This window comes from Pedobacter sp. Leaf194 (assembly GCF_001423945.1).
In the GTDB taxonomy this organism is placed as follows: domain Bacteria; phylum Bacteroidota; class Bacteroidia; order Sphingobacteriales; family Sphingobacteriaceae; genus Pedobacter.
Genome location: NZ_LMPU01000001.1, coordinates 186140 through 206379 on the forward strand (window position 1 = coordinate 186140; position 20240 = coordinate 206379).

Genomic DNA, 20240 nt, shown 5'->3' on the forward strand with positions numbered 1-20240 from the left:
TTTGTACCTTTGTATGTTTTATTAATCGATGAAGATAGAAAATGTCTGTTAAGATAGGAAATATAGATTTAGGTGAGTTCCCGTTATTGCTGGCTCCGATGGAGGATGTTAGCGACCCGCCGTTTCGTTTTGTTTGTAAGCAAAATGGCGCAGACATGATGTACACCGAATTTATTTCATCAGAAGGATTGATTCGTGATGCCGCAAAGAGCCTTCAAAAACTCGACATTTTTGAATACGAACGGCCTATCGGCATTCAGATTTTTGGTGGCGATATTGAACACATGCGTGAAGCATCAGAAATTGCATCGGCTGCAGGCCCCGATTTGGTTGATATTAATTACGGCTGCCCGGTAAAAAATGTAGTTTGTAAAGGGGCGGGCTCGAGCTTGCTTCAGGATATCGATAAGATGGTTAGAATGACAGATGCTGTAGTTAAGGCATCGCATTTACCGGTAACGGTTAAAACCCGTCTCGGCTGGGACGACAATACAAAAAATGTTTACGAGGTTGCAGAGCGACTTCAGGATGTTGGCATCCAGGCCTTAACCATTCACGGCAGAACAAGGGCTCAGCTTTATAAAGGCCAGGCAGATTGGTCGCTGATTCGTGAAATTAAACGCAACCCCAGAATAAAAATTCCCATTTTTGGAAACGGTGATGTGGATAGTCCTGAAAAAGCAGCAGATTGGCGGATGGAATATGAGGTGGATGGAATTATGATTGGCCGTGCTGCAATTGGCTATCCATGGATTTTCCGGGAAATTAAGCACTTCTTTAAAACAGGCGAACACCTCGCCGGCCCAACTATCGACGAGCGGATTACGGTTTGCAGAACCCACCTCGAAAAATCAATCGAGTGGAAAGGCCCAAAAACCGGTGTATTTGAAATGCGCCGCCATTATGCAAATTATTTCAAGGGCTTACCCGACTTCAAGCCTTACCGTATGCGCCTGGTTTCGGAGGGTGATATCAGCAACATTTACAGCATTTTAGACGAAGTGGCAGAAAAGTTTGCCAACTACGATCCGGCCAGCCAAATGGCTTGATTTTTGAATTGCTTTTTGTACATTCGTTAAATCATCATGGTTACAGCAATTACAGATGGGGTTAAAGTTTCAGTAGAAACTATTTATCAGCCGGAATATTCAAATCCTGCTAACGAACATTTTATGTTCGCCTACCGCGTAGAAATTTCCAATTTATCTGATTATCCGGTGCAATTAATGCGCCGTCAGTGGTTTATTTTCGACTCAAACAGCAGCCGCAGGGAAGTTGAAGGCGAGGGCGTTGTTGGCCTGCAGCCGGTAATAGAGCCTGGTGAAAGTCATGTTTACGTTTCAGGTTGCAACTTAAAAACCGATATGGGCAGCATGCAAGGTAAATACCTGATGACCCGCCTGGTAGATGATGCCGAATTCGAGGTTGATATACCCGAATTTCAGCTCGTAGCGCCCTATAAATTAAATTAACACTCTTCAGCCTTCCATAATCGAAACTAATTCTATGCCTGCGCTTTCAAATCTGTATTGATGGTTGATTTGCTTGTGTAAGAAAAATTAATTCTCGTTTTAAATTATAATTCATAAGGTTTTTGGAAATTGAGGCTCTGTTTTTACAGACGTCTTCTGTTCACTTAGCAATACTTTGTTAAATAGCCCCGACATAAACGGAAATCCTTTTGGTTGCTGGTACTTTCATAATACTGCAAACTATCGCCAAAAGATTGCAGTATTGGCGGGACAGAACCAAGCGAAGAATTACTGGCTTAACGCTTCAAAAAATCATTTCTCGCATTGATAATGCACAAAGATTTTTTGGAAATGAAAGGTTCTGCGATCATGGCGGCCTGTAGCCCCGCTATCGCCTGTAGCCTTGCTCGTACCTCGCTGCGGGCTACCTGGCTCTATCGGGTTTATAAACAAAGTTTGGTTCCCCAGACCATAAAATTAAACGCAAAATGGAGTTAAAAATAGCGCAGGCTAAGCAAGACTTTATTAAATAGCCCCGACATAAACGGAAATCCTTTTGGTTGCAGGTACTTTCATAATCCGGGAAACTATCGCCAAAAGATTGCAGTATTGGCGGGACAGAACCAAGCGAAGAATTACTGACTTAGCGCTTCAAAAAATCATTTCTCGCCATTAAAATAATTGATCAAGATTTTTGGAAATGAAAGGTTCTGCGATCATGGCGGCTTGTAGTCCCGCTATCGCCTGTAGCCTTGCTCGTACCTCGCTGCGGGCTACCTGGCTCTATCGGGTTTAGAAACAAAGTTTGTTACACAAACCATAAAATTAAATGCAAAATGGATCAAGAATTAGGGCAGGCTACGCAATACTTTGTTAAATAGCACCGACATAAATGGAAATACTTTTGGTTGCTGGTACTTTCATAATCCTGCAAACCATGGCCAAAAGATTGCAGTATTGCTGCTCTAGCGCTTCAAAAAAATTAAATTTCTCACGCTTAAAATCACAAAGTTTGGTTCGCCTCGACAAGGTAAATCAAAACTTATTTAAAACCAAAAGCGGCCGAGAAATTAATCCCGAACCGCTTATTGTCTTTCATAAGTAGATGAAAATATCTTAGTCACGGCTACGCCCGAAAAGCATAGATGCGTAATAAAGTAAGTTTGCCAATGCTCCCACGGCTGCGACAACATAGGTCATAGCGGCCCACCACAATGCATCTTTAGCCTGAATATTTTCTTCCTGCGTTTGCATTACGCCCTGGTTGTTTTTTAACCATGCCAATGCTCTGTTGCTGGCGTCGAATTCTACCGGTAAAGTAACAATGCTAAACACCGTTACCAGAGCCAGGCCTACAACACCGATTGCTAACACAATAGGCGTTACGTTAACAATTAGCAACATTACGCCAATTAACAAAACCCATTGCAGCAAATTTGAAGATATGCTTACCACCGGAACCATCGTACTCCTTAAATTTAGCCAGCTGTAAGATTTTGCATGCTGAACAGCGTGCCCACACTCATGTGCTGCCACGGCTGCCGCAGCTACACTTCGGCTATAATATACATCTGTACTTAAATTTACGGTTCTATCTGTCGGATTGTAATGATCTGTAAGTTGCCCTTCGGTACTCATCACCTTCACATCGAATATGCCGTTATCATGCAGCATTCGTTCTGCCACTTCCTTACCCGATAAGCCCGAGCTTAATTGCATTTCTGCGTATTTAGAAAATTTATTCCTAAAGCGCCATTGTACAAACATGCTCAGCAATAATACCGGGATGATTAAAATTAAATAAACTCCCATTTTCTTTTGTGTATGTTTTTCGTTTAACGGTATATCAAAAAGCGATCCTATATTAAAAACCAACATATTTGTTATATTTTTAATGCATGGCCAAGCAACTATCTTACTGGGAAACAACCTCTTTTTTTAATTTCGACACAGTCATTATCGGGAGCGGAATTGTTGGTTTAAGTGCCGCTATTCACCTAAAAAAAACGGCACCAGGTTTAAAAGTAGCAATATTGGAAAGAGGCTTTTTACCGGCTGGCGCAAGCACCAAAAATGCAGGTTTTGCCTGTTTTGGAAGCATTTCTGAACTGATGGAACAAGAGCGTACAAGTGGTTCGGAAAAGCTGGCGGCTTTGGTTGAAAAGCGTTGGAAAGGTTTGCTGAAATTAAGAACCATACTGGGCGATAAAGCGGTGGATTATCAACAACTGGGTGGATACGAATTATTTAAAAGCAATGACGTTCCGCTTTACGAAACTTGTGTAGCGAAAATTGAACATTATAACCAGCTGCTGAAGTTTGTTACAGGTTCATACAGTTTCTGCATTGATGACAACAAAATTTTAAAATCTGGTTTCAAAGGGATAACGGGTTTGATAGCAAACCGGCATGAGGCACAAATAGATACCGGAAAAATGATGCTTGCGCTGATACAATACGCACAGCACCTAGGTTGTATGGTTTTTAATAACTGCGATGTTGAGGAAATTCTGGAAGGAAAGAAGTTAATTATAAAAAGCAAAAACGGCTCATTTAGCGCTAAAAGCGTTATTATAACAACAAATGCTTTCGTAAACAAGCTAATTGCCGGTTTAGATGTTAAACCTGGCCGCGGACAAGTGTTAATTACAAAACCGATTAAAAATCTTAAAATAGAAGGTAGTTTCCATTACGACAAAGGCTACTATTATTTCCGAAACATTAATAACAGAGTTTTATTAGGTGGTGGTAGAAATCTGGATTTCAAAGGAGAAGAGACTGCAGCTTTCGGTTTAACAGCGACCGTTCAGGATGCTTTAGAAAGACTTTTAAGCGAAGTTATACTTCCTGAAACTGATTTCGAAATCGACCAGCGCTGGAGTGGAATTATGGCTTTTGGAAAGGAATTGGAACCGATTGTAAAAGAGGCTCGCCCGAAAGTTTACTGTGCCGTTAGGTGTAACGGTATGGGTGTTGCGATGGGCAGCCAAACCGGCGAAGACGTAGCAGAATTGGTTTTAAAAAGTTTATGATTAAGATACATCTTACTTAAATACAACCGTTTTATTGCCGCTTACAAAAACACGATCTTCGAAAATTAACGCTAGCGCCTCCAGCAATACTTTTTTCTCTATTTCTTTTCCGGCCCTAACCATTTCCTTAACCCCAAAATTATGATCGACATGTGTGGTGTGCTGAGTTATAATTGGCCCTTCATCTAAGTTATCCGTTACGAAATGAGCCGTTGCGCCAATAATTTTTACACCACGTTCAAAAGCCTGCCTGTAGGGGTTCGCTCCAATGAATGCGGGTAAAAATGAATGATGAATGTTTACTATTTTTCCGGCATAATCCTTTACGAAATCGGCTGAAAGGATGCGCATAAATTTGGCCAGAACAATGTAGTCTACCTCATGTCTATTGATAATATCTTTCAGTTCTGCTTCAAATTCATGCTTATCTTTATCAGCATGGCTCACACAAAAATAAGGTATGCCCATTTTTTCTGTAAAATTTTGTAGTGTTTCGTAATTGCCGATTATACACCTAACATCAGCGCCAAGGGTTTCGAACTGATTTTTTACTAAAATTTCTGCAAGGCAATGGTATTCTTTAGTAACCAGAACAGCTATTCGTTTTCCAGCTTGCGTAACGAGGTTTACCACTGCATCGGCAGGTAAATTTTCGAGAAGTTTTGTCTGAAGTTTATCGGTTTCGTTTAAAATCCCCGTGCAGGCAATACGCGTAAAGAATGCCTTTTTTGTTTCATCAACAAACTCCCGCATCGCAACAATATTTAAATGGTGTTCGGACAAAACACGTGTAATATCAGTAACCAGGCCAACTTTATCCTGACAAGAAATGAGTATCGTTAATTCGTTCATCTGTATATAGAAAATCAATGATAATGAAAGTAAATCACAGATTATCAGAAAATATGATAAGCATCGTAAAATGCCCGACCAGAAAAGCAAAATATTTTGGTAAAGCAGTTTTAAATCTCGATTTTTACTAAAATTTTTATCATTATGGAAATCGCGGCTGTTGCTTTGTTAGTTGTTATTTTAATTGTTTTGGTACTGCTTTTTTTTAAAAAGCCACAAGCTGCCGTTGCGTTGTTCTCTATCGAAGAATTTGAAAATATAAAAGCTGAAAATGAATCTTTAAAAATAAGCTTAGCCAAAGCTGATGAACGGGTTCTAAATTTGATATCGGAGAAAGAACACATTACGGCACTTCTGAAACAAGAGCAACAGCGCTTAATTGACGAATTGCAGGCAGAACGCGATCGCCTGGCTGACGCAAACCGGGAGCTGGAAGGCACGCGGTCTTTTTACCTGGCAGAGAAAGAAAAATTAGCAGAGCAGAAGCAAAGCTATGAGCAATCGCACGAGAAATTAAATAAGGATTTTGAGTTGATTGCCAACAAAATTCTGGAGGAGAAATCGACACGATTTGTAGAGCAAAACAGAACAAATTTAGATTTGATCTTAAATCCACTGAAAGAAAACATTAAAGCCTTTGAAGAGAAAGTAGAAAAGGTTTATAAGGCAGAATCAGATGAGCGGAACATTTTAAAAGGGGTAATTTCTGAACTTCAGGTTCAGAGCAAAATGATTCAGGAAGATGCTAACAACTTAACTAAAGCGCTGAAAGGCGACAGTAAGAAACAGGGAAACTGGGGCGAAATAATTTTGGAGAAGGTTTTAGAACGATCAGGTTTGGTCAAAGATCAGGAATATCGCATTCAGGCCTCGCATACATCCGCCGAAGGCGGTCGGTTCCAACCCGATGTGGTTATAGATTTGCCCGATGATAAGCACCTTGTTGTTGATGCTAAGGTGAGTTTGCTTGCCTACGAGCGCTCGATATCTGCAGAAACAGATGAAGAGCGTGAGGGCTTTGTAAAGGCGCATTTAGCCTCTATTAAAAACCACATCCAGGAGTTGTCATCAAAAAACTACCAGGATTTGTATAAAATAAATTCTCCGGATTTTGTCTTGCTTTTTGTGCCGATTGAATCTTCATTTAGTGTTGCGGTTCAAAAAGATGCAGAACTTTTCAATTTTGCCTGGGATAGGCGGGTGGTAATCGTTAGTCCATCAACTTTGCTGGCAACTCTACGCACCATTGCCAGCATGTGGAAACAGGAAAGACAAAACAGAAATGTAATGGAAATTGCCCGTTTGAGCGGTAGCATGTATGATAAATTTGTTGGATTTGTTACTGATATGGAAAACATCGGAAAGCATTTAAAAAATGGACAGGATGCTTATGATAAAGCAGTCAACAAACTTTCTTCAGGTTCAGGAAACCTGACTAACACATCCGAAAAAATCAAAAAGCTCGGTGCAAAAACGACCAAGCAGATCGATATTAAATATCTGGAGGATGAGTAATCGCTTCGTTTGCTAATGCAACGAAGCGATGAAGATTATTACGATTATTTGTTAAATGCGTTCCATCCCTGTGCTTTCAACTCGTGCACGTTATTCGATTTTGAAACCATTTTGCAGCCTGAGTTTTTGTCCGTAACATGTCCAATAACTGTAATGTCAACATCGTGTTTAAGCTTTTTATAATCTTCCTGACTGATAGTAAACAACAATTCATAATCTTCGCCACCACTTAAGGCACAAACTGTAGGGTCGATGCCGAGTTCGCGGGCTGTTTCATATGTCATCGGATCTAAGGGAATTTTCTCTTCGTAAATCGTAATCCCTTTATCAGACTGTTCAGCCAAATGCAAAATTTCTGAAGCTAAACCATCAGAAACATCGATCATAGACGTTGGCTTAATGTTCATTTCATCTAAAAGCGCAACAATATCCATTCTTGCTTCGGGCTTTAACTGGCGTTCTATAATGTAATCTTTCCCTTCTAAATCTGGTTGAATTTGTGGGTTTTCCAGGTAAATCAATTTCTCCCGCTCCAAAATTTGAAGTCCGACGTAAGCGCCGCCCAAATCTCCTGAAACACAAAGCAAATCATGCTCCTGAGCGCCATTTCTGTAAGTCACTTTATCAGCATCCGCATAACCTATGCTCGTAATGCTAATTACCAAGCCTTGTTTACTCGATGAGGTATCGCCGCCAATTAAATCAATATTGAACTTATTACAAGCCAGTTCAATTCCTTTGTAAATTTCTTCAACCGCTTCGAGTGGAAACTTACTGGATAAACCCAAAGAAACAGTAATCTGACTTGCAGTACCATTCATCGCATAAATATCGCTCAAATTAACCTGCACAGCTTTGTAACCCAAATGCATCAAAGGCACATAAGCTAAATCGAAATGAATTCCTTCTAAAAGTAAATCCGTTGAAACTAAAGTCTGTTTTCCTTTTGCATCCAAAACTGCGGCGTCGTCGCCAACGCCTTTTACCGAATAATCGTTCCTAATTTTAAAGTTAGAGGTTAGGTGTTTTATTAAGCCAAATTCCCCTAGTTCGTTTATATCTGTGCGCTCTTTATTTTCAAACATATGTCAACCTGTTACAGGCATTTAATTTCAAATACTATTAATAAAAGGGGCGAAGCCCCCGATTTTTAGAAAAAATATATCAAATGAATTTACAAAAATTCGTTTTGCTCCATCCAGTTTTTACCTTCTGTAAATCTTGCAATCAACATTGCTGCAACGTTATCTCCGGTCGCATTCAACAAGGTGGCCATTGGGTCTACCAAAGTGCCAATAATCATTGCTGGTGGTAAGGCTTCTGGCGGTAACTGGTAAGCAGAAATCATTAACAGTTCGCCAATATAACCTCCGTTTGGTATTCCACCCTCCACAATACTAACCAAAACGGTAATACCTAAAGCTAAAATTATGGTGTCGACATGTACCAAATCCTTACCAAAAATTGCAAAAACAACCGCTATTTTTACAATTGAACTAATGCTCGAACCGTCTTTATGTAGCGTTGAACCCAAAGGAATGGTAACATTTGCAATGTAAGCGGGTACACCCATTTTTGATGTTCCTTCTAAATTTGCAGGTATTGTTGCTATGCTGCTACAAGTGCCGATGGAAGTTAAGGCGGGAACAATATTATGCTTCCAAAATACTTTTATGGCTTTAAAGCCCCCGGCTACAAAAGCATAAAGCGTAAAAAAAACAATAAAATAAAAAGCCCCAACGCCATAGTATAAACCGAGTGCTTTTGCATAAGTACCAAATAAATGCGGACCAAAGACACCAACCTGATAAGCAAAATAAGCGCCTAAACCGATTGGTCCAAGCTTCATAATCAGGATGATTAGCTTCTTCATCACCTCATTTCCCGAAACCAGAAAATTTTTGAAACCGTCACCATCTTTTCCGGCATATAGTGTAGAAAAACCAACCAATACCGAAAAGATAATTAGTGCCAGCATATTTTTTCTGCTTCCAATTTCGAAAAATTCGCCAACGGTTAAAAGTTGCGTCATTTGTTCGCCAAACGATAGCATTTTTTCATTTTCCAAAGGTATTGTACTGCCGCCTAATTGCTGGTGAATTGGAAAAACCCAGGTTGCAAAAAGCGTTAAAAGTGCTGAGATTAAGATGGTCGACAAAAAAACCAACACCATTACAGTTAATAATTTTCCTAATTTTTTGCTTCTGTCTATATTCGCAATGGCCGATGAAACAGCGAAAAATACCAGTGGAATTACCGCTGTAAACAACAGGTTTAGGAATATATCACCAAGCGGTTTAATACTTTCAACACTTTTTCCAAAAATTAAACCAACTATGCTTCCCGCAGTTATTCCTGCTAAAAGCCACAATAAGCCAGCGTAGTTTTTTAAAATGTTGTTTGCTTTCATCAGTTATTTTATTTTCATCACCAGCGAAACTCAATTCTTACAATCCCAGTTCTGCAGAAATATCTAGCATTCTTTGAATTGGTTTCCTTGCTTTTTCTATAATATGTTCAGGAACAGTTACTTCTGGTAAACCATTCTTTAAACATAAATAGAGTTTTTCAAGCGTATTCCGTTTCATGTAAGGGCAATCATTACAGGCACAGCTATTATTTGGGGGCGCTGGGATAAATGTCTTATCCGGACAAGCTTTCTCCATCTGGTGTATGATTCCGCTTTCGGTTGCCACAATAAATTCCTTTGCGGGGTTAGCAATTGTGTATTTCAACAAACCTGTTGTTGAGCCAATATAATCGGCCATTTCCAAAACAACTTCCTCACACTCCGGGTGCGCGATAAACTTTGCCTCCGGATGACGTTCTTTCAATTTAATAATCTTTTCCTGAGAAAAAATTTCATGCACCATGCAGGCGCCATTCCACAACACTAAATCCCGCCCGGTCTTTTTAGCCACGTAGGCGCCAAGATTTCTATCCGGACCAAAAATAATTTTCTGGTCTTTTGGTAAACTTTCTACAATTTGTACCGCATTGGTAGAGGTACAAACAATATCACTAAGCGCCTTCAGCTCTGCAGTACAATTTACATAAGTAATTACCAGATGATCGGGGTATTTTTCTTTAAACTTTTTAAATAAATGTGGCGGACAGCTGTCTGCCAGAGAACAACCCGCCTTCACATCTGGTAACAAAACTTTTTTACCTGGCGATAAAATCTTTGCAGTTTCTGCCATAAAATGTACACCAGCAAAAACGATTACGTCGGCATCCGTTTTTGCAGCTTCCTGCGATAAACCTAAACTATCACCGATATAATCTGCAATATCCTGAATATCAGGTTCTTGATAGTAATGCGCTAATATTATCGCATTTTTTTCTTTTTTTAGTTTTTCGATTTCAACAAAAAGGTCGAGCGTTGGATCTATCGCTTCATCTACAAATCCCTTTTTGTTAATTTCTTCTAAGACATCGATGTTCATTATTAATTTTCCTTTTTGAATTTAGACGTTGGTCAAAGATAAAGCTTTCCACGTCTCAATAATTAATAAGTTATTTTAAATAAATAGATCTTGTTTGTTTATTAGTGTGTTGGTAATGTTGGCAAGTTTCAAAAAATAATTCTTTCAGATAACTTGTTAATCGTTTACTAACATTCAGATTACATTTTTGTAATATGATAAGATTGATTTACAGCACTATCGAAAAACGACTTAAATTTTATCAATATTGGAATGTTAATTGTTTACAAGTGTGTGAAAAGTTAATTACTTGTACAAAGGTGCTTAAAAATTGAGTAAAAGATTGTGGCAAATTGTCTTTTTACAGTAGCTTTAAACATTCAAATTTATTTGTTAGTAGAATTTAGACACTGAGTTAACACTTCCTCTATAGTTGTTAACATCGTTGATAAAGTAAATGTTTTTTAGATGAGAAAAGTAGATTTCCTAGTAATTGGTTCAGGTATAGCGGGTTTAAGTTTTGCATTAAAGGCTGCCAGGTTTGGCAAGGTTTTAATCGTAACCAAATCAAATGAAGATGAATCGAACACCAAGTATGCACAGGGCGGTGTTGCAGTTGTTGTGGATGAAGGCGATTCTTTTGAAAAACATATTCAGGATACTTTGATTGCAGGCGATGGATTGTGTGATGAAAAGATTGTGGAAATCGTTGTAAAAGAGGGTCCTCAGCGCATTCAGGAGATTATTGACTATGGCATAAATTTCGATAAAGACAACGCTGGTTTCTACGATTTGGCAAAAGAAGGGGGCCATTCCGAACACCGTGTTTTGCACTATAAAGACATCACCGGATATGAAATTGAACGGGTACTGTTGAACGAAATTCATGAGAATCCGAACATAGAGATATTAACACACTACTTTGCCCTCGAGTTAATCACCCAGCATCACCTTGGTGAATTTGTTGATAAACGTACTGAAGATATTAACTGTTACGGTATATATGCCTTTAACACAGAGCTTAACGATGTGGAAAAGATTGTGGCAAACGTTACCGTAATGGCTTCGGGTGGTGCCGGACATGTGTATTCTGCCACCACCAATCCCGTAATTGCCACGGGCGACGGAATGGCAATGGTTTACCGGGCTAAAGGTAAAGTGCGGAATATGGAGTTTATTCAGTTCCATCCAACTGCGTTATACCATCCTGGAGAGTACCCTTCCTTTTTAATTTCTGAAGCGGTTCGGGGTTTTGGCGGTGTTCTTCGACGCAAAAACGGCGAAGAATTTATGCAGGAATATGATGACCGAAAATCGCTCGCACCCCGTGATATCGTAGCCCGGGCAGTTGATAATGAGATGAAAAAATCGGGTGATGAATTTGTTTATCTCGACATCACCATGCGCAAGAAAGCAGATATTTTAAAGCACTTTCCTAATATATATGCCAAGTGTTTATCTATTGGTATCGACATGACCAAGGATTTTATTCCCGTTACGCCTGCCTCTCACTACATGTGCGGTGGTATTTTGGTAGATGAGTATGGTCGCTCGTCCATTAAAAACCTTTATGCCTGTGGGGAATGTTCATCTACGGGGTTACATGGTGCTAATCGTTTAGCATCTAATTCTTTATTGGAAGCTACCGTATTTGCGCACCGAATCTATCAGGATGCAATCGAAAACTTTAAAAATAATGTAATACCTGATAACATTCCGGAGTGGGACTCTAAAGGGGTTACACAAACTAATGAAGATGTATTGGTGACGCATAATTTGAGAGAATTACAGAAGGTTATGGGCGATTATGTTGGCATTGTCCGTTCAGATTTTCGTTTGGAACGGGCACACCGCAGGCTATTTCTAATCTACCAGGAAACTGAAGAATTCTATAAAAAAAATAAGGTTTCGGTTAAGCTTTGCGAGTTGAGAAATGTTATACAAACTGCTTATTTGGTTATAAAATCGGCAATGCAGCGAAAAGAAAGCCGCGGCTTACATTTCACAACAGATTATCCTGAACATGCAGAGCAATTAGTGGATACGGTTTTTTAGCAGTCGCCATGCTTATAATTCTCTGATCTCATATTAATAAAACTACATAAACCATAACCATAACATGCCTTTAATACTTCCGGTAAAAGATAAATATCCTGAAATAGGAAAAGATAACTTCATTGCAGAGAACGCCACAATTGTTGGCGATGTTAAAATTGGCAATAACTGTTCGGTTTGGTTTAATGCGGTTGTTAGAGGCGATGTAAATGCCATTACGATTGGAAATGAGTCTAACATCCAGGATGGTGCCGTAATACATGCAACATACCTCAAGGCTTCAACTCATATTGGTAACCGGGTATCTGTAGGGCACAATGCAATTGTTCATAGTTGCACTATTGAAGATAATGTTTTAATTGGCATGGGTGCAATAGTAATGGATCACGCTGTTGTTGAGCAGTATTGCATCATCGCAGCCGGCTCGGTTGTTTTGGAAAATACCGTTTGCGAACGTGGATACTTATACGCAGGAACGCCAGCCAAAAAAATAAAGCCCATTACCGAAGAGCAAAGGGCTTTACTGAACAAATTACCAGATAATTACATTATGTATTCTGACTGGTTTACTAATCCTTAATTATTCTTTAGGTGGGAGTGGAATAATCAAATTGTTTTCTATATCCCAGTTTGGACGAAGCGTAATTTCTTCTTTGGAATACCAAACCTTTTCTGGTTGGCTGCCGGCCTTGATATTTCCGGTGTCCCAGATTCCATTGCGGTTTTGATCATAAACTACCCTGATTAGATATTTTGCCACCGGATAGTGATTAAAGCTTAGTTTCGTATTTAATTTAATAGGATACGACCTTACCACGGCTTTTTTCTCATTTAATATCTCTACGATGTAACTTGAAGTTGTATCTGGCACAGAAACATTTAGAACGAACTGGCTGCCATAATTTTCAGGTACATCCAGGGTAAACCGTTTAATGAATTCTTTATTTTTTGTATTGAACAGACCCGTAAATGCTCCAGCCGTAAATTTAATATCATATTTACGTTTTGCTTTCCAGGGAAAAGTTAAGTAATATTTGAGGAAATCAACGCTGTCTTTCACCAATTCGAAGTTTGTTCGTTTTATAGAATCGTCGAGTAATATAATTTTGGATGCATCAGCAGATACTATTGGAGACGGGAAATTTAAGGTATAGCGTTGGTAAGGGGTCAGTTTACCGGCTCCGGCATTGTCTGCCGGGGTAATATCGCGGGTATAAGTATCTTTTTTTCCCCTTGACAGATTAACTACCTGCAGCAATTTACCCTGGTCCTGGATAGCTACTTTAACAGAATCAAAGCTCATATCATTCAACCATACCTTTACCGAATCGTTGGTGTTATTAAACCTCACTAATTTTGAAACATCAAGGGCAGCCGGTTCTGTAATTGTTAATTTCGGTTTTTTAAGTTGTTGAGTAAAACTTAACGATATGCTTCCATCAGCGTTTATTTTTCTCTCCAGAACCCTGAAATTTGGTGCCAGTTCTTTAAAAACCTGTAAGTTTACATTGTCTACATTTTTATCGATTACCAAAGGTTCTTTAATGTAACCAACCTCATCAGAACTTTGCTGGTAAATCTTATCTGCACCACCAGTTGATTCTTTTAATGCATAAACTTTGTAGGTTCCTTTCCTTAGGTTATTTAATTTATAATTTCCAGAACTATCTGTAAGTGTATAAATTGATGCACGTTTTTTACCGAACAAGGTATCTCTTTCAATCGGCAAAATTAAAACAGTAACCTCCTTTTCAAATTCGCCGTTTAATGCATTGGTAACCTTTCCGCTTAAGCTTAAAGAATCGATTTCATTTCCGGTAGAAAAAACATAAGACAGATTTTTAATCACATTACTTTCATTAATATCGGCAATGGCTTTACCGAAGTTTAAAGTATAGGTTGTGTTTTTTTCTAAAGTATCCGGCATTGTAATTTCCAACACCTTTTTCTTAATCTTCAATATTGGTGCTTTTTCCAATTCCGGTGAAATTGAAAATTCTTTGGTTTCATTTTGGATTTTAAAAAACTCGTCGAACTGAATAAGGATTTTTTTTGCGTTGAAATTTCTCGTTTGATTTTTTGGAATCATGCTAACAACCTTAGGTGCTTTGTTATCTTTTGGTCCGCCTTGTGGTGTTTGAATACTTGCACAGCCAAAAAATATAAGCAAGAAGGTTAGCACTCCTAAACTTTTTAAGTTAAAAAACTGTGTTTTTAAATTTGGCATATTTTAAACGTTCTGACGAATTTATATAGTTTTTGAATAACTATGATTAAAAAATCATTTTAGTTCTTTATATCGCTTAATTTTAAGTCAATAAAATTTTATTTAAATACTTGATATTCAGCTACTTATTAATATAGACCATTAAAACCGAAATATCAGATGGAGACACACCTGAAATTCGCGAAGCCTGACCTAAGGTACGCGGTTTTATCTTAAATAATTTTTCACGGGCTTCTTTCGAGATGGATACGATGGTATTATAGTCGAAGTCTGTTCTAATTTCTTTGTCTTCCATCTTCAGCATTTTAGCAACTATCTCATTTTCCTTCTCGAAATAGCTTTCGTACTTAATTTTAATTTCTGCCTGCTCGATGGTTTCATTGTCCAGATTTTTCGTTGCCTCAGCCAAAGGCTTGCTCACTTTAATAATGTCTTGCAAGCCCACATGAGGTCGACCAACAAGACTGTGAATTTTCACGTTCTGATTTAGTGCGCTTGAGCCAAGGCTTTCCAACATTGGATTTGCGTCAGCCATTTCGATTCCTTGACTACGCGTAAACTTTACCAAAGCGTCTGCAGCAGCTACTTTACGATTTACTTTTTCTAAACGTTCATCAGATATCAAGCCCAATTCATGACCGATAGGTGAGAGGCGAATATCTGCATTATCTTGGCGCAACAACAAGCGATGTTCTGCTCTGGAAGTAAACATGCGATAGGGCTCCTCCGTTCCCTTGGTTACAAGGTCATCTATCAAAACACCAATATAACTGTCTGACCTTTTCATGATCAATTCATGTTTATCATTAATTTTTTGATGCGCATTTATGCCTGCCATAAATCCCTGACAAGCTGCTTCCTCGTAACCAGTAGTTCCATTTATCTGGCCAGCTAAGAAGAGATTGTTAATTATCTTTGTTTCCAAAGTTAAGGATAGTTGCGTAGGGGGGAAGAAATCATACTCAATCGCGTAACCAGGTCTAAACATTTTTGCGTTCTCAAATCCTGGTATTAAGCGTAGCGCTTTAAACTGAACATCCTCGGGAAGTGAAGTTGAAAAACCATTTACATAAATTTCGCAGGTATTCCATCCTTCAGGTTCAACAAAAATCTGATGTCTGTCTCGCTCTGCAAAACGATTAATTTTGTCTTCGATTGAAGGACAATATCTCGGACCTAATCCTTTTATTCTGCCGGTAAACATTGGAGATTTTTCAAAGCCTTCTTTCAATGTTTCATGAACTTCATTATTGGTATAAGTAATCCAGCAGCAGCGTTGGTCAGTCGAAACATTGGTATCAGTAAAAGAGAATTTATTAGGATTTTCATCTCCCCATTGCTCTTCCATTTTAGAATAATCTAAACTACGGCCGTCTACCCGGGGTGGGGTACCAGTCTTCATGCGGCCAGCTTCCATGCCAAGCTCAACTAATTGCTCGGTTATCCCGGTCGATGCCCGTTCCGCTGTTCTACCACCACCAAACTTCTTTTCACCAATGTGCATCACGCCGTTCAAAAAGGTTCCGTTGGTCAATACAACGGCTTTACTTTCTATTTCGATGCCTAAAGAAGTTTTAACGCCATAGACTGTATTATCCTTCACTAAAAGGCCAACAACGCTGTCCTGCCACATGTCTAAATTAGGTGTTCTTTCTAAAGCCAAACGCCATTCTTCCGCGAAACGCATCCTATCAATCTGTGCTCTGGGACTCCACATTGCCGGACCTTTGGACTTATTAAGCATCCTAAATTGAATAGTCGACTTGTCTGAAATTATTCCAGAATATCCGCCCATTGCATCAACCTCTCGGACAATTTGTCCTTTAGCAACACCGCCCATGGCCGGATTACAACTCATTTGAGCAATGGTGCCCATATTCATTGTTATTAGTATAACAGATGATCCTAAGTTAGCAGCAGCAGCAGCAGCTTCACAGCCTGCATGTCCTGCACCAACCACAATCAAATCGTATTTTGAAAACATCTTAACTTATTATTTATGTTTCACGTGAAACATTCACTATTATATTTCATATTGTTCCACGTGGAACAATAACGGTTTCATTTCTTTGAAATTGTTTTAGTTACTCGGAAAGCTCTAGCCAGCGCATAGTATGCTCGTCCAACTTCTCCTTAAACACTTCAATTTCATCAGACACTTCTTGTATTTTTATGTAATTAGAAGCGTCTATTTCCTGTAGGCGTTTTGTTAACTCAGCGATTTTCATTTCGGCTTCTGCCATTCCTTTCTCACTTTCTTCAAGTTCTTTTTGTTCTTTGAAACTTAACTTCTTCGCTGATTTTACAACGGGCTGATCAACAACCGGATTCGGTTTTTTCGCTTCAGCCTTCACTTTAGGTTGCTCTAAACTTAGTCTATATTCAGAGTAATTTCCATTATAGATTTTTACTACGCCTTCGCGCTCCATGATGAATAGTTGGTCACTCATCTTATCTAATAAGTATCTATCATGTGAAACCAACATTAATATACCAGGAAAATTTTCAAGAAATTCCTCAAGTACATTTAACGTATCAATATCTAAATCATTTGTCGGCTCATCAAGAATCAAAAAGTTCGGATTCTGCATCAATACCTTCATTAGATTAAGGCGTTTTTTTTCACCACCACTTAACTTCTCCACCATGCCATGTTGCTTCTTTGGTGGGAATAAGAATAGTGTTAATAGGGCAGAGGCAGTAATAATCGAACCATCAGCCATCTTAATATATTCGGCGTCAGACTTAACGATGTCAATAACCCTTTCTTTAGGATCGAAGGTTAAACCACCTTGCTTATAATAACCAAAAACCGTTGTATCTCCCGTGTCCACAGTGCCAGTATCTGGCGCTAGCTGACTGGTGATAATATTTAACAATGTTGATTTTCCTGTACCATTTTTACCAGCCAGGCCAATCCTGTCACCTTTTTTAAAAGTATAGCTGAAGTCATTTATAATTGCACGGCCATCAAAAGACTTCGCAACGTGTTCAATTTCAACAATTTTGCCACCCTGACGAGACATCTTCATTTGAAGGCTAATGGTTTGATTATCAGCCTTTTTCTTCGTTTTCTCTTCTAAGTCGTAAAATGCATTAATTCTCGCATTTGATTTCGTCCCACGAGCTTGGGGCATGCGCCTCATCCACTCCAGTTCTTTTTTGAGCAATTGCTGGTTCTTGTGTTGAACTGTAGCGTCTAATGCCTCCCTTTCTGATTTCTTTTCGAGGTAATAAGCGTAATTGCCATTATAGTTGAAAATTTTGCCTCTATCTAATTCTACTATTGTGTTACAAACGTTATCGAGAAAATACCTGTCGTGAGTAACTAACAAGATCGTTTTCTGTCCTGTTGTTAAAAGTTTTTCTAACCACTCAATGGTATCAATATCCAGGTGATTGGTTGGCTCGTCCAGTACTAAAATTTCCGGATCTTCAATTAGTAACTTCGCTAAAGCCAAACGTTTTTTTTGTCCGCCAGATAGTGTTGATATTTTTTGCTGAAGGTGCGTGATCCCCATTCTATTCAAAATGGTTTTAATCTCATGCTCGTACTCCCAGGCATTATGCTCGCTTAACTCTTCATACAAACGATTAAGCGTTTTTTCATCTGGATTCGGATCTTCAATTAGTTCCTCATACTCCTTTATTAATTGTTGTTGCTTATTTTCCAAAGAAAATATGTGGTCGCTTATTGAAAAGCCCTCGGTGAATTGAGGTTCCTGATCCAAAAAGCCGATTTTCACTGCTTTGTTTTTTACGATTTTACCTTCAAGCGGAGGGAATCGTTCAGCCAGTAGTTTCAAAAGTGTACTTTTACCAGCACCATTAATTCCAACCAACGCCACACGCTGACCAGAGTTAATGCCTAAGGTTAAATTTTTAAACAGCCATTCGTCATGGTAACCATGTCCTAAGCTTTCTGCCGCAATTAATGTGCTCAATTTATTTGTATTTCGGATTTATAAAGGAAAATTAGTGCAAAAGTAAGTATAAAATATTTGGCAGTCCACAGTGATGCCTCAAAAGCGAATCTACAAGTAATTAAAATGGCAAAATATTGATATACAAAGAATTCGTTTTAAGATTAAACTGGAAAATAACTTTCAAATCGAATAATGTTTCTTTATGATGTACATCTAAAAAAGAAAACAGCGGCCGGAATCGCTCCGCCGCTGCTTCAATCATTAACTAAAACTAAACTTTATCTTGATGTGATGTCTAGAAAATAGATTCCAGAACGTCAACTTTAATATCTTGGTATCTGCTGGCGTTGTAAGCAGCAAAAATTGGTGCAGCGCTCACATTGGTATCTGCGGCAACAAAATCATTCATGTTAACTTTTGCAGTAGAACCGAGGATAGAAGTGTAACTGTCTGTTGCGCCACTTAAAGTTAATTTAGAAGCACCCCCAACATTTGTATTTAAATTAACTGTATTTGCATTAATGTTCGCAACTGCTGCATCATTTAAAACAATGCTCAAATTCAATAGATTAAAATTTCCAGCGGTTTTAATTGTGGAAGTATTTGAGGCTTCGATTGCTGACAGGTTATTTACGTGCGCAATAACCAACAATGGTGTTGCTGTGAAAGAGCTTATTCTAAGCTCACCGTTTTGTTGTTGCACCAGTGCGTTTTTTGCGAAGTAATTGTCGTATACTTCAACGCTTTCTTTAGCATCCTGCACTAAAATTAATTTAACGTTTCCGCTGATTTTAATTTTACTGATGTTTTTTACCGATGTTAGGTTTGTGTAATTGTTGTTTTTTTCGGTGGCCATTGCCGAAACGCTTGCTGTACCTAAAATGATTGTTGTTAAGGCTGCTGCGAATAATGTTTTAATAGAGTTTTTCATAACTGTATATCTTGATATTTTTAAATCTTTTTGTTGTTGTTTTCGAATATAAGACTGCAAGCCAGCAGAAAAGTTGCACGCAGATTTGCGTTAATATACCAGCATAGCGAAATTATCGACCAACGCCAAGAACTATTAGACGAACAGGATGAAACAACATGATTTAGATGGAAGCTTTGACCAAATTCAGTTTTTACAACAAAGAATGGATGATTCCAGTTGGGTTGAGTGATAGCCGAAGGTTACTCAAATCAAGCGACGATAATGGTTATGATTAGAACCGAGACGAATTAGTAAAGTTTAAGCCATACCCGCTTCGGTTCTATAACTTAAGTATTCGTTTTCTTTTTGCGTCATAAGGGTTTTTGCAGCCTTACCCTTGTCTTTATAACCGAGCAGGTGCAAAGTACCGTGTATCATAATGCGGCAAACTTCATCAAAAACGGTTGTTTTATATGTTTCTGCATTCTCTTTTACACGCTCAATACTAATAAAAATGTCACTTACAATCATTTTCTCTACGTCAGAGTTGTCGAAGGTGATGATGTCTGTGTATGTATTGTGGTTTAAATATTGCTGATTAATGCCGAGCAAGTATTCATCGCTGCAAAATATAAAATTAAGTTCCTGCAATTTAAAACCCTCTTTTTCGATGGTTGATTTAATCCACTTTCTAACCTTTATTTTTTGAGGAAGGTTATAAGTTACAGATTCTGTGAAAAAGGAAATTGCAGGCATATAAATGATTTAAGACTGCAAATTTAAGAAAATATAGCACCACTTTCTCATGTTGCAAATGGTGCCT

The 20240-nt window shown here is 38.6% G+C and carries 16 protein-coding genes; 6 read left to right on the forward strand and 10 right to left on the reverse strand.

Translation table 11 applies throughout. The annotated features are described in order from the left end of the window. Nucleotides 1–41 precede the first annotated feature (41 nt). Both dusB and apaG read left to right on the forward strand, forming a co-directional pair. Nucleotides 42–1049 (forward strand): tRNA dihydrouridine synthase DusB, encoded by a 1008-nt coding sequence (gene dusB / locus ASG14_RS00885; protein ID WP_056869187.1) that lies wholly within the window; start codon nt 42–44, stop codon nt 1047–1049. A 36-nt stretch (nt 1050–1085) separates the two neighbouring features. Further along, nucleotides 1086–1472 (forward strand): Co2+/Mg2+ efflux protein ApaG, encoded by a 387-nt coding sequence (apaG, locus tag ASG14_RS00890; RefSeq protein WP_056869188.1) that lies wholly within the window; start codon nt 1086–1088, stop codon nt 1470–1472. 1116 nt (nt 1473–2588) lie between these two features. On the opposite strand, the gene ASG14_RS00900 is transcribed toward apaG, so the two are convergent. Beyond that, on the reverse strand, nt 2589–3284 hold the full coding sequence (locus ASG14_RS00900; RefSeq protein WP_056870186.1) for a zinc metallopeptidase: 696 nt from the start codon (nt 3282–3284) through the stop codon (nt 2589–2591). A gap of 86 nt (nt 3285–3370) precedes the next feature. Here ASG14_RS00900 and ASG14_RS00905 point away from each other — a divergent pair, with 86 nt between their 5' ends. After that, nucleotides 3371–4504, forward strand: coding sequence for an FAD-binding oxidoreductase (locus ASG14_RS00905; RefSeq protein WP_056869190.1), 1134 nt, complete (start codon nt 3371–3373; stop codon nt 4502–4504). Nucleotides 4505–4516: 12 nt separating this feature from the next. Here the strand turns inward: ASG14_RS00905 and purU are convergent, their stop codons facing one another. Next, nucleotides 4517–5356, reverse strand: a complete 840-nt coding sequence (gene purU / locus ASG14_RS00910) for a formyltetrahydrofolate deformylase (protein WP_056869191.1) — start codon at nt 5354–5356, stop codon at nt 4517–4519. 144 nt (nt 5357–5500) lie between these two features. Between purU and rmuC the strand changes: the two genes are divergently transcribed. After that, nucleotides 5501–6871, forward strand: coding sequence for a DNA recombination protein RmuC (gene rmuC / locus ASG14_RS00915; protein ID WP_056869192.1), 1371 nt, complete (start codon nt 5501–5503; stop codon nt 6869–6871). 44 nt (nt 6872–6915) lie between these two features. On the opposite strand, the gene thiL is transcribed toward rmuC, so the two are convergent. The 3 genes from thiL to nadA form a co-directional block, all read right to left on the reverse strand. Beyond that, on the reverse strand, nt 6916–7956 hold the full coding sequence (gene thiL, locus ASG14_RS00920; RefSeq protein ID WP_056869193.1) for a thiamine-phosphate kinase: 1041 nt from the start codon (nt 7954–7956) through the stop codon (nt 6916–6918). Nucleotides 7957–8045: 89 nt separating this feature from the next. Further along, a complete protein-coding gene (locus ASG14_RS00925; RefSeq protein ID WP_056869194.1) occupies nt 8046–9281 on the reverse strand; it encodes a dicarboxylate/amino acid:cation symporter in 1236 nt (411 codons plus the stop codon). Nucleotides 9282–9318: 37 nt separating this feature from the next. Further along, nucleotides 9319–10317, reverse strand: coding sequence for a quinolinate synthase NadA (nadA, locus tag ASG14_RS00930; protein WP_056869195.1), 999 nt, complete (start codon nt 10315–10317; stop codon nt 9319–9321). Between the two features lie 447 nt (nt 10318–10764). Here nadA and nadB point away from each other — a divergent pair, with 447 nt between their 5' ends. Together nadB and ASG14_RS00940 are read left to right on the forward strand one after the other, a co-directional pair. Then, nucleotides 10765–12351, forward strand: a complete 1587-nt coding sequence (gene nadB, locus ASG14_RS00935; protein ID WP_056869196.1) for an L-aspartate oxidase — start codon at nt 10765–10767, stop codon at nt 12349–12351. A 64-nt stretch (nt 12352–12415) separates the two neighbouring features. Continuing rightward, nucleotides 12416–12931, forward strand: coding sequence for a gamma carbonic anhydrase family protein (locus tag ASG14_RS00940; RefSeq protein WP_056869197.1), 516 nt, complete (start codon nt 12416–12418; stop codon nt 12929–12931). Here the strand turns inward: ASG14_RS00940 and ASG14_RS00945 are convergent, their stop codons facing one another. The 5 genes from ASG14_RS00945 to ybeY form a co-directional block, all read right to left on the reverse strand. After that, complete coding sequence (locus ASG14_RS00945; protein WP_056869198.1) at nt 12932–14578, reverse strand: Ig-like domain-containing protein; 1647 nt, start codon at nt 14576–14578, stop codon at nt 12932–12934. 121 nt (nt 14579–14699) lie between these two features. Then, nucleotides 14700–16562 (reverse strand): tRNA uridine-5-carboxymethylaminomethyl(34) synthesis enzyme MnmG, encoded by a 1863-nt coding sequence (gene mnmG / locus ASG14_RS00950; protein WP_056869199.1) that lies wholly within the window; start codon nt 16560–16562, stop codon nt 14700–14702. A 100-nt stretch (nt 16563–16662) separates the two neighbouring features. Further along, nucleotides 16663–18522 (reverse strand): ABC-F family ATP-binding cassette domain-containing protein, encoded by a 1860-nt coding sequence (locus ASG14_RS00955; protein ID WP_056869200.1) that lies wholly within the window; start codon nt 18520–18522, stop codon nt 16663–16665. Between the two features lie 277 nt (nt 18523–18799). Beyond that, on the reverse strand, nt 18800–19435 hold the full coding sequence (locus tag ASG14_RS00960; RefSeq protein WP_056869201.1) for a GIN domain-containing protein: 636 nt from the start codon (nt 19433–19435) through the stop codon (nt 18800–18802). 300 nt (nt 19436–19735) lie between these two features. Next, nucleotides 19736–20173, reverse strand: a complete 438-nt coding sequence (ybeY, locus tag ASG14_RS00965; protein ID WP_056869202.1) for an rRNA maturation RNase YbeY — start codon at nt 20171–20173, stop codon at nt 19736–19738. Nucleotides 20174–20240 lie beyond the last annotated feature (67 nt).

Bases quoted from the DNA above. Each gene is read 5' to 3' on its own strand.
- dusB (WP_056869187.1), top strand. From the start codon at position 42: ATGTCTGTTAAGATAGGAAATATAGATTTAGGTGAGTTCCCGTTATTG.
- apaG (WP_056869188.1), top strand. From the start codon at position 1,086: ATGGTTACAGCAATTACAGATGGGGTTAAAGTTTCAGTAGAAACTATT.
- ASG14_RS00900 (WP_056870186.1), bottom strand. From the start codon at position 3,284: ATGGGAGTTTATTTAATTTTAATCATCCCGGTATTATTGCTGAGCATG.
- ASG14_RS00905 (WP_056869190.1), top strand. From the start codon at position 3,371: ATGGCCAAGCAACTATCTTACTGGGAAACAACCTCTTTTTTTAATTTC.
- purU (WP_056869191.1), bottom strand. From the start codon at position 5,356: ATGAACGAATTAACGATACTCATTTCTTGTCAGGATAAAGTTGGCCTG.
- rmuC (WP_056869192.1), top strand. From the start codon at position 5,501: ATGGAAATCGCGGCTGTTGCTTTGTTAGTTGTTATTTTAATTGTTTTG.
- thiL (WP_056869193.1), bottom strand. From the start codon at position 7,956: ATGTTTGAAAATAAAGAGCGCACAGATATAAACGAACTAGGGGAATTT.
- ASG14_RS00925 (WP_056869194.1), bottom strand. From the start codon at position 9,281: ATGAAAGCAAACAACATTTTAAAAAACTACGCTGGCTTATTGTGGCTT.
- nadA (WP_056869195.1), bottom strand. From the start codon at position 10,317: ATGAACATCGATGTCTTAGAAGAAATTAACAAAAAGGGATTTGTAGAT.
- nadB (WP_056869196.1), top strand. From the start codon at position 10,765: ATGAGAAAAGTAGATTTCCTAGTAATTGGTTCAGGTATAGCGGGTTTA.
- ASG14_RS00940 (WP_056869197.1), top strand. From the start codon at position 12,416: ATGCCTTTAATACTTCCGGTAAAAGATAAATATCCTGAAATAGGAAAA.
- ASG14_RS00945 (WP_056869198.1), bottom strand. From the start codon at position 14,578: ATGCCAAATTTAAAAACACAGTTTTTTAACTTAAAAAGTTTAGGAGTG.
- mnmG (WP_056869199.1), bottom strand. From the start codon at position 16,562: ATGTTTTCAAAATACGATTTGATTGTGGTTGGTGCAGGACATGCAGGC.
- ASG14_RS00960 (WP_056869201.1), bottom strand. From the start codon at position 19,435: ATGAAAAACTCTATTAAAACATTATTCGCAGCAGCCTTAACAACAATC.
- ybeY (WP_056869202.1), bottom strand. From the start codon at position 20,173: ATGCCTGCAATTTCCTTTTTCACAGAATCTGTAACTTATAACCTTCCT.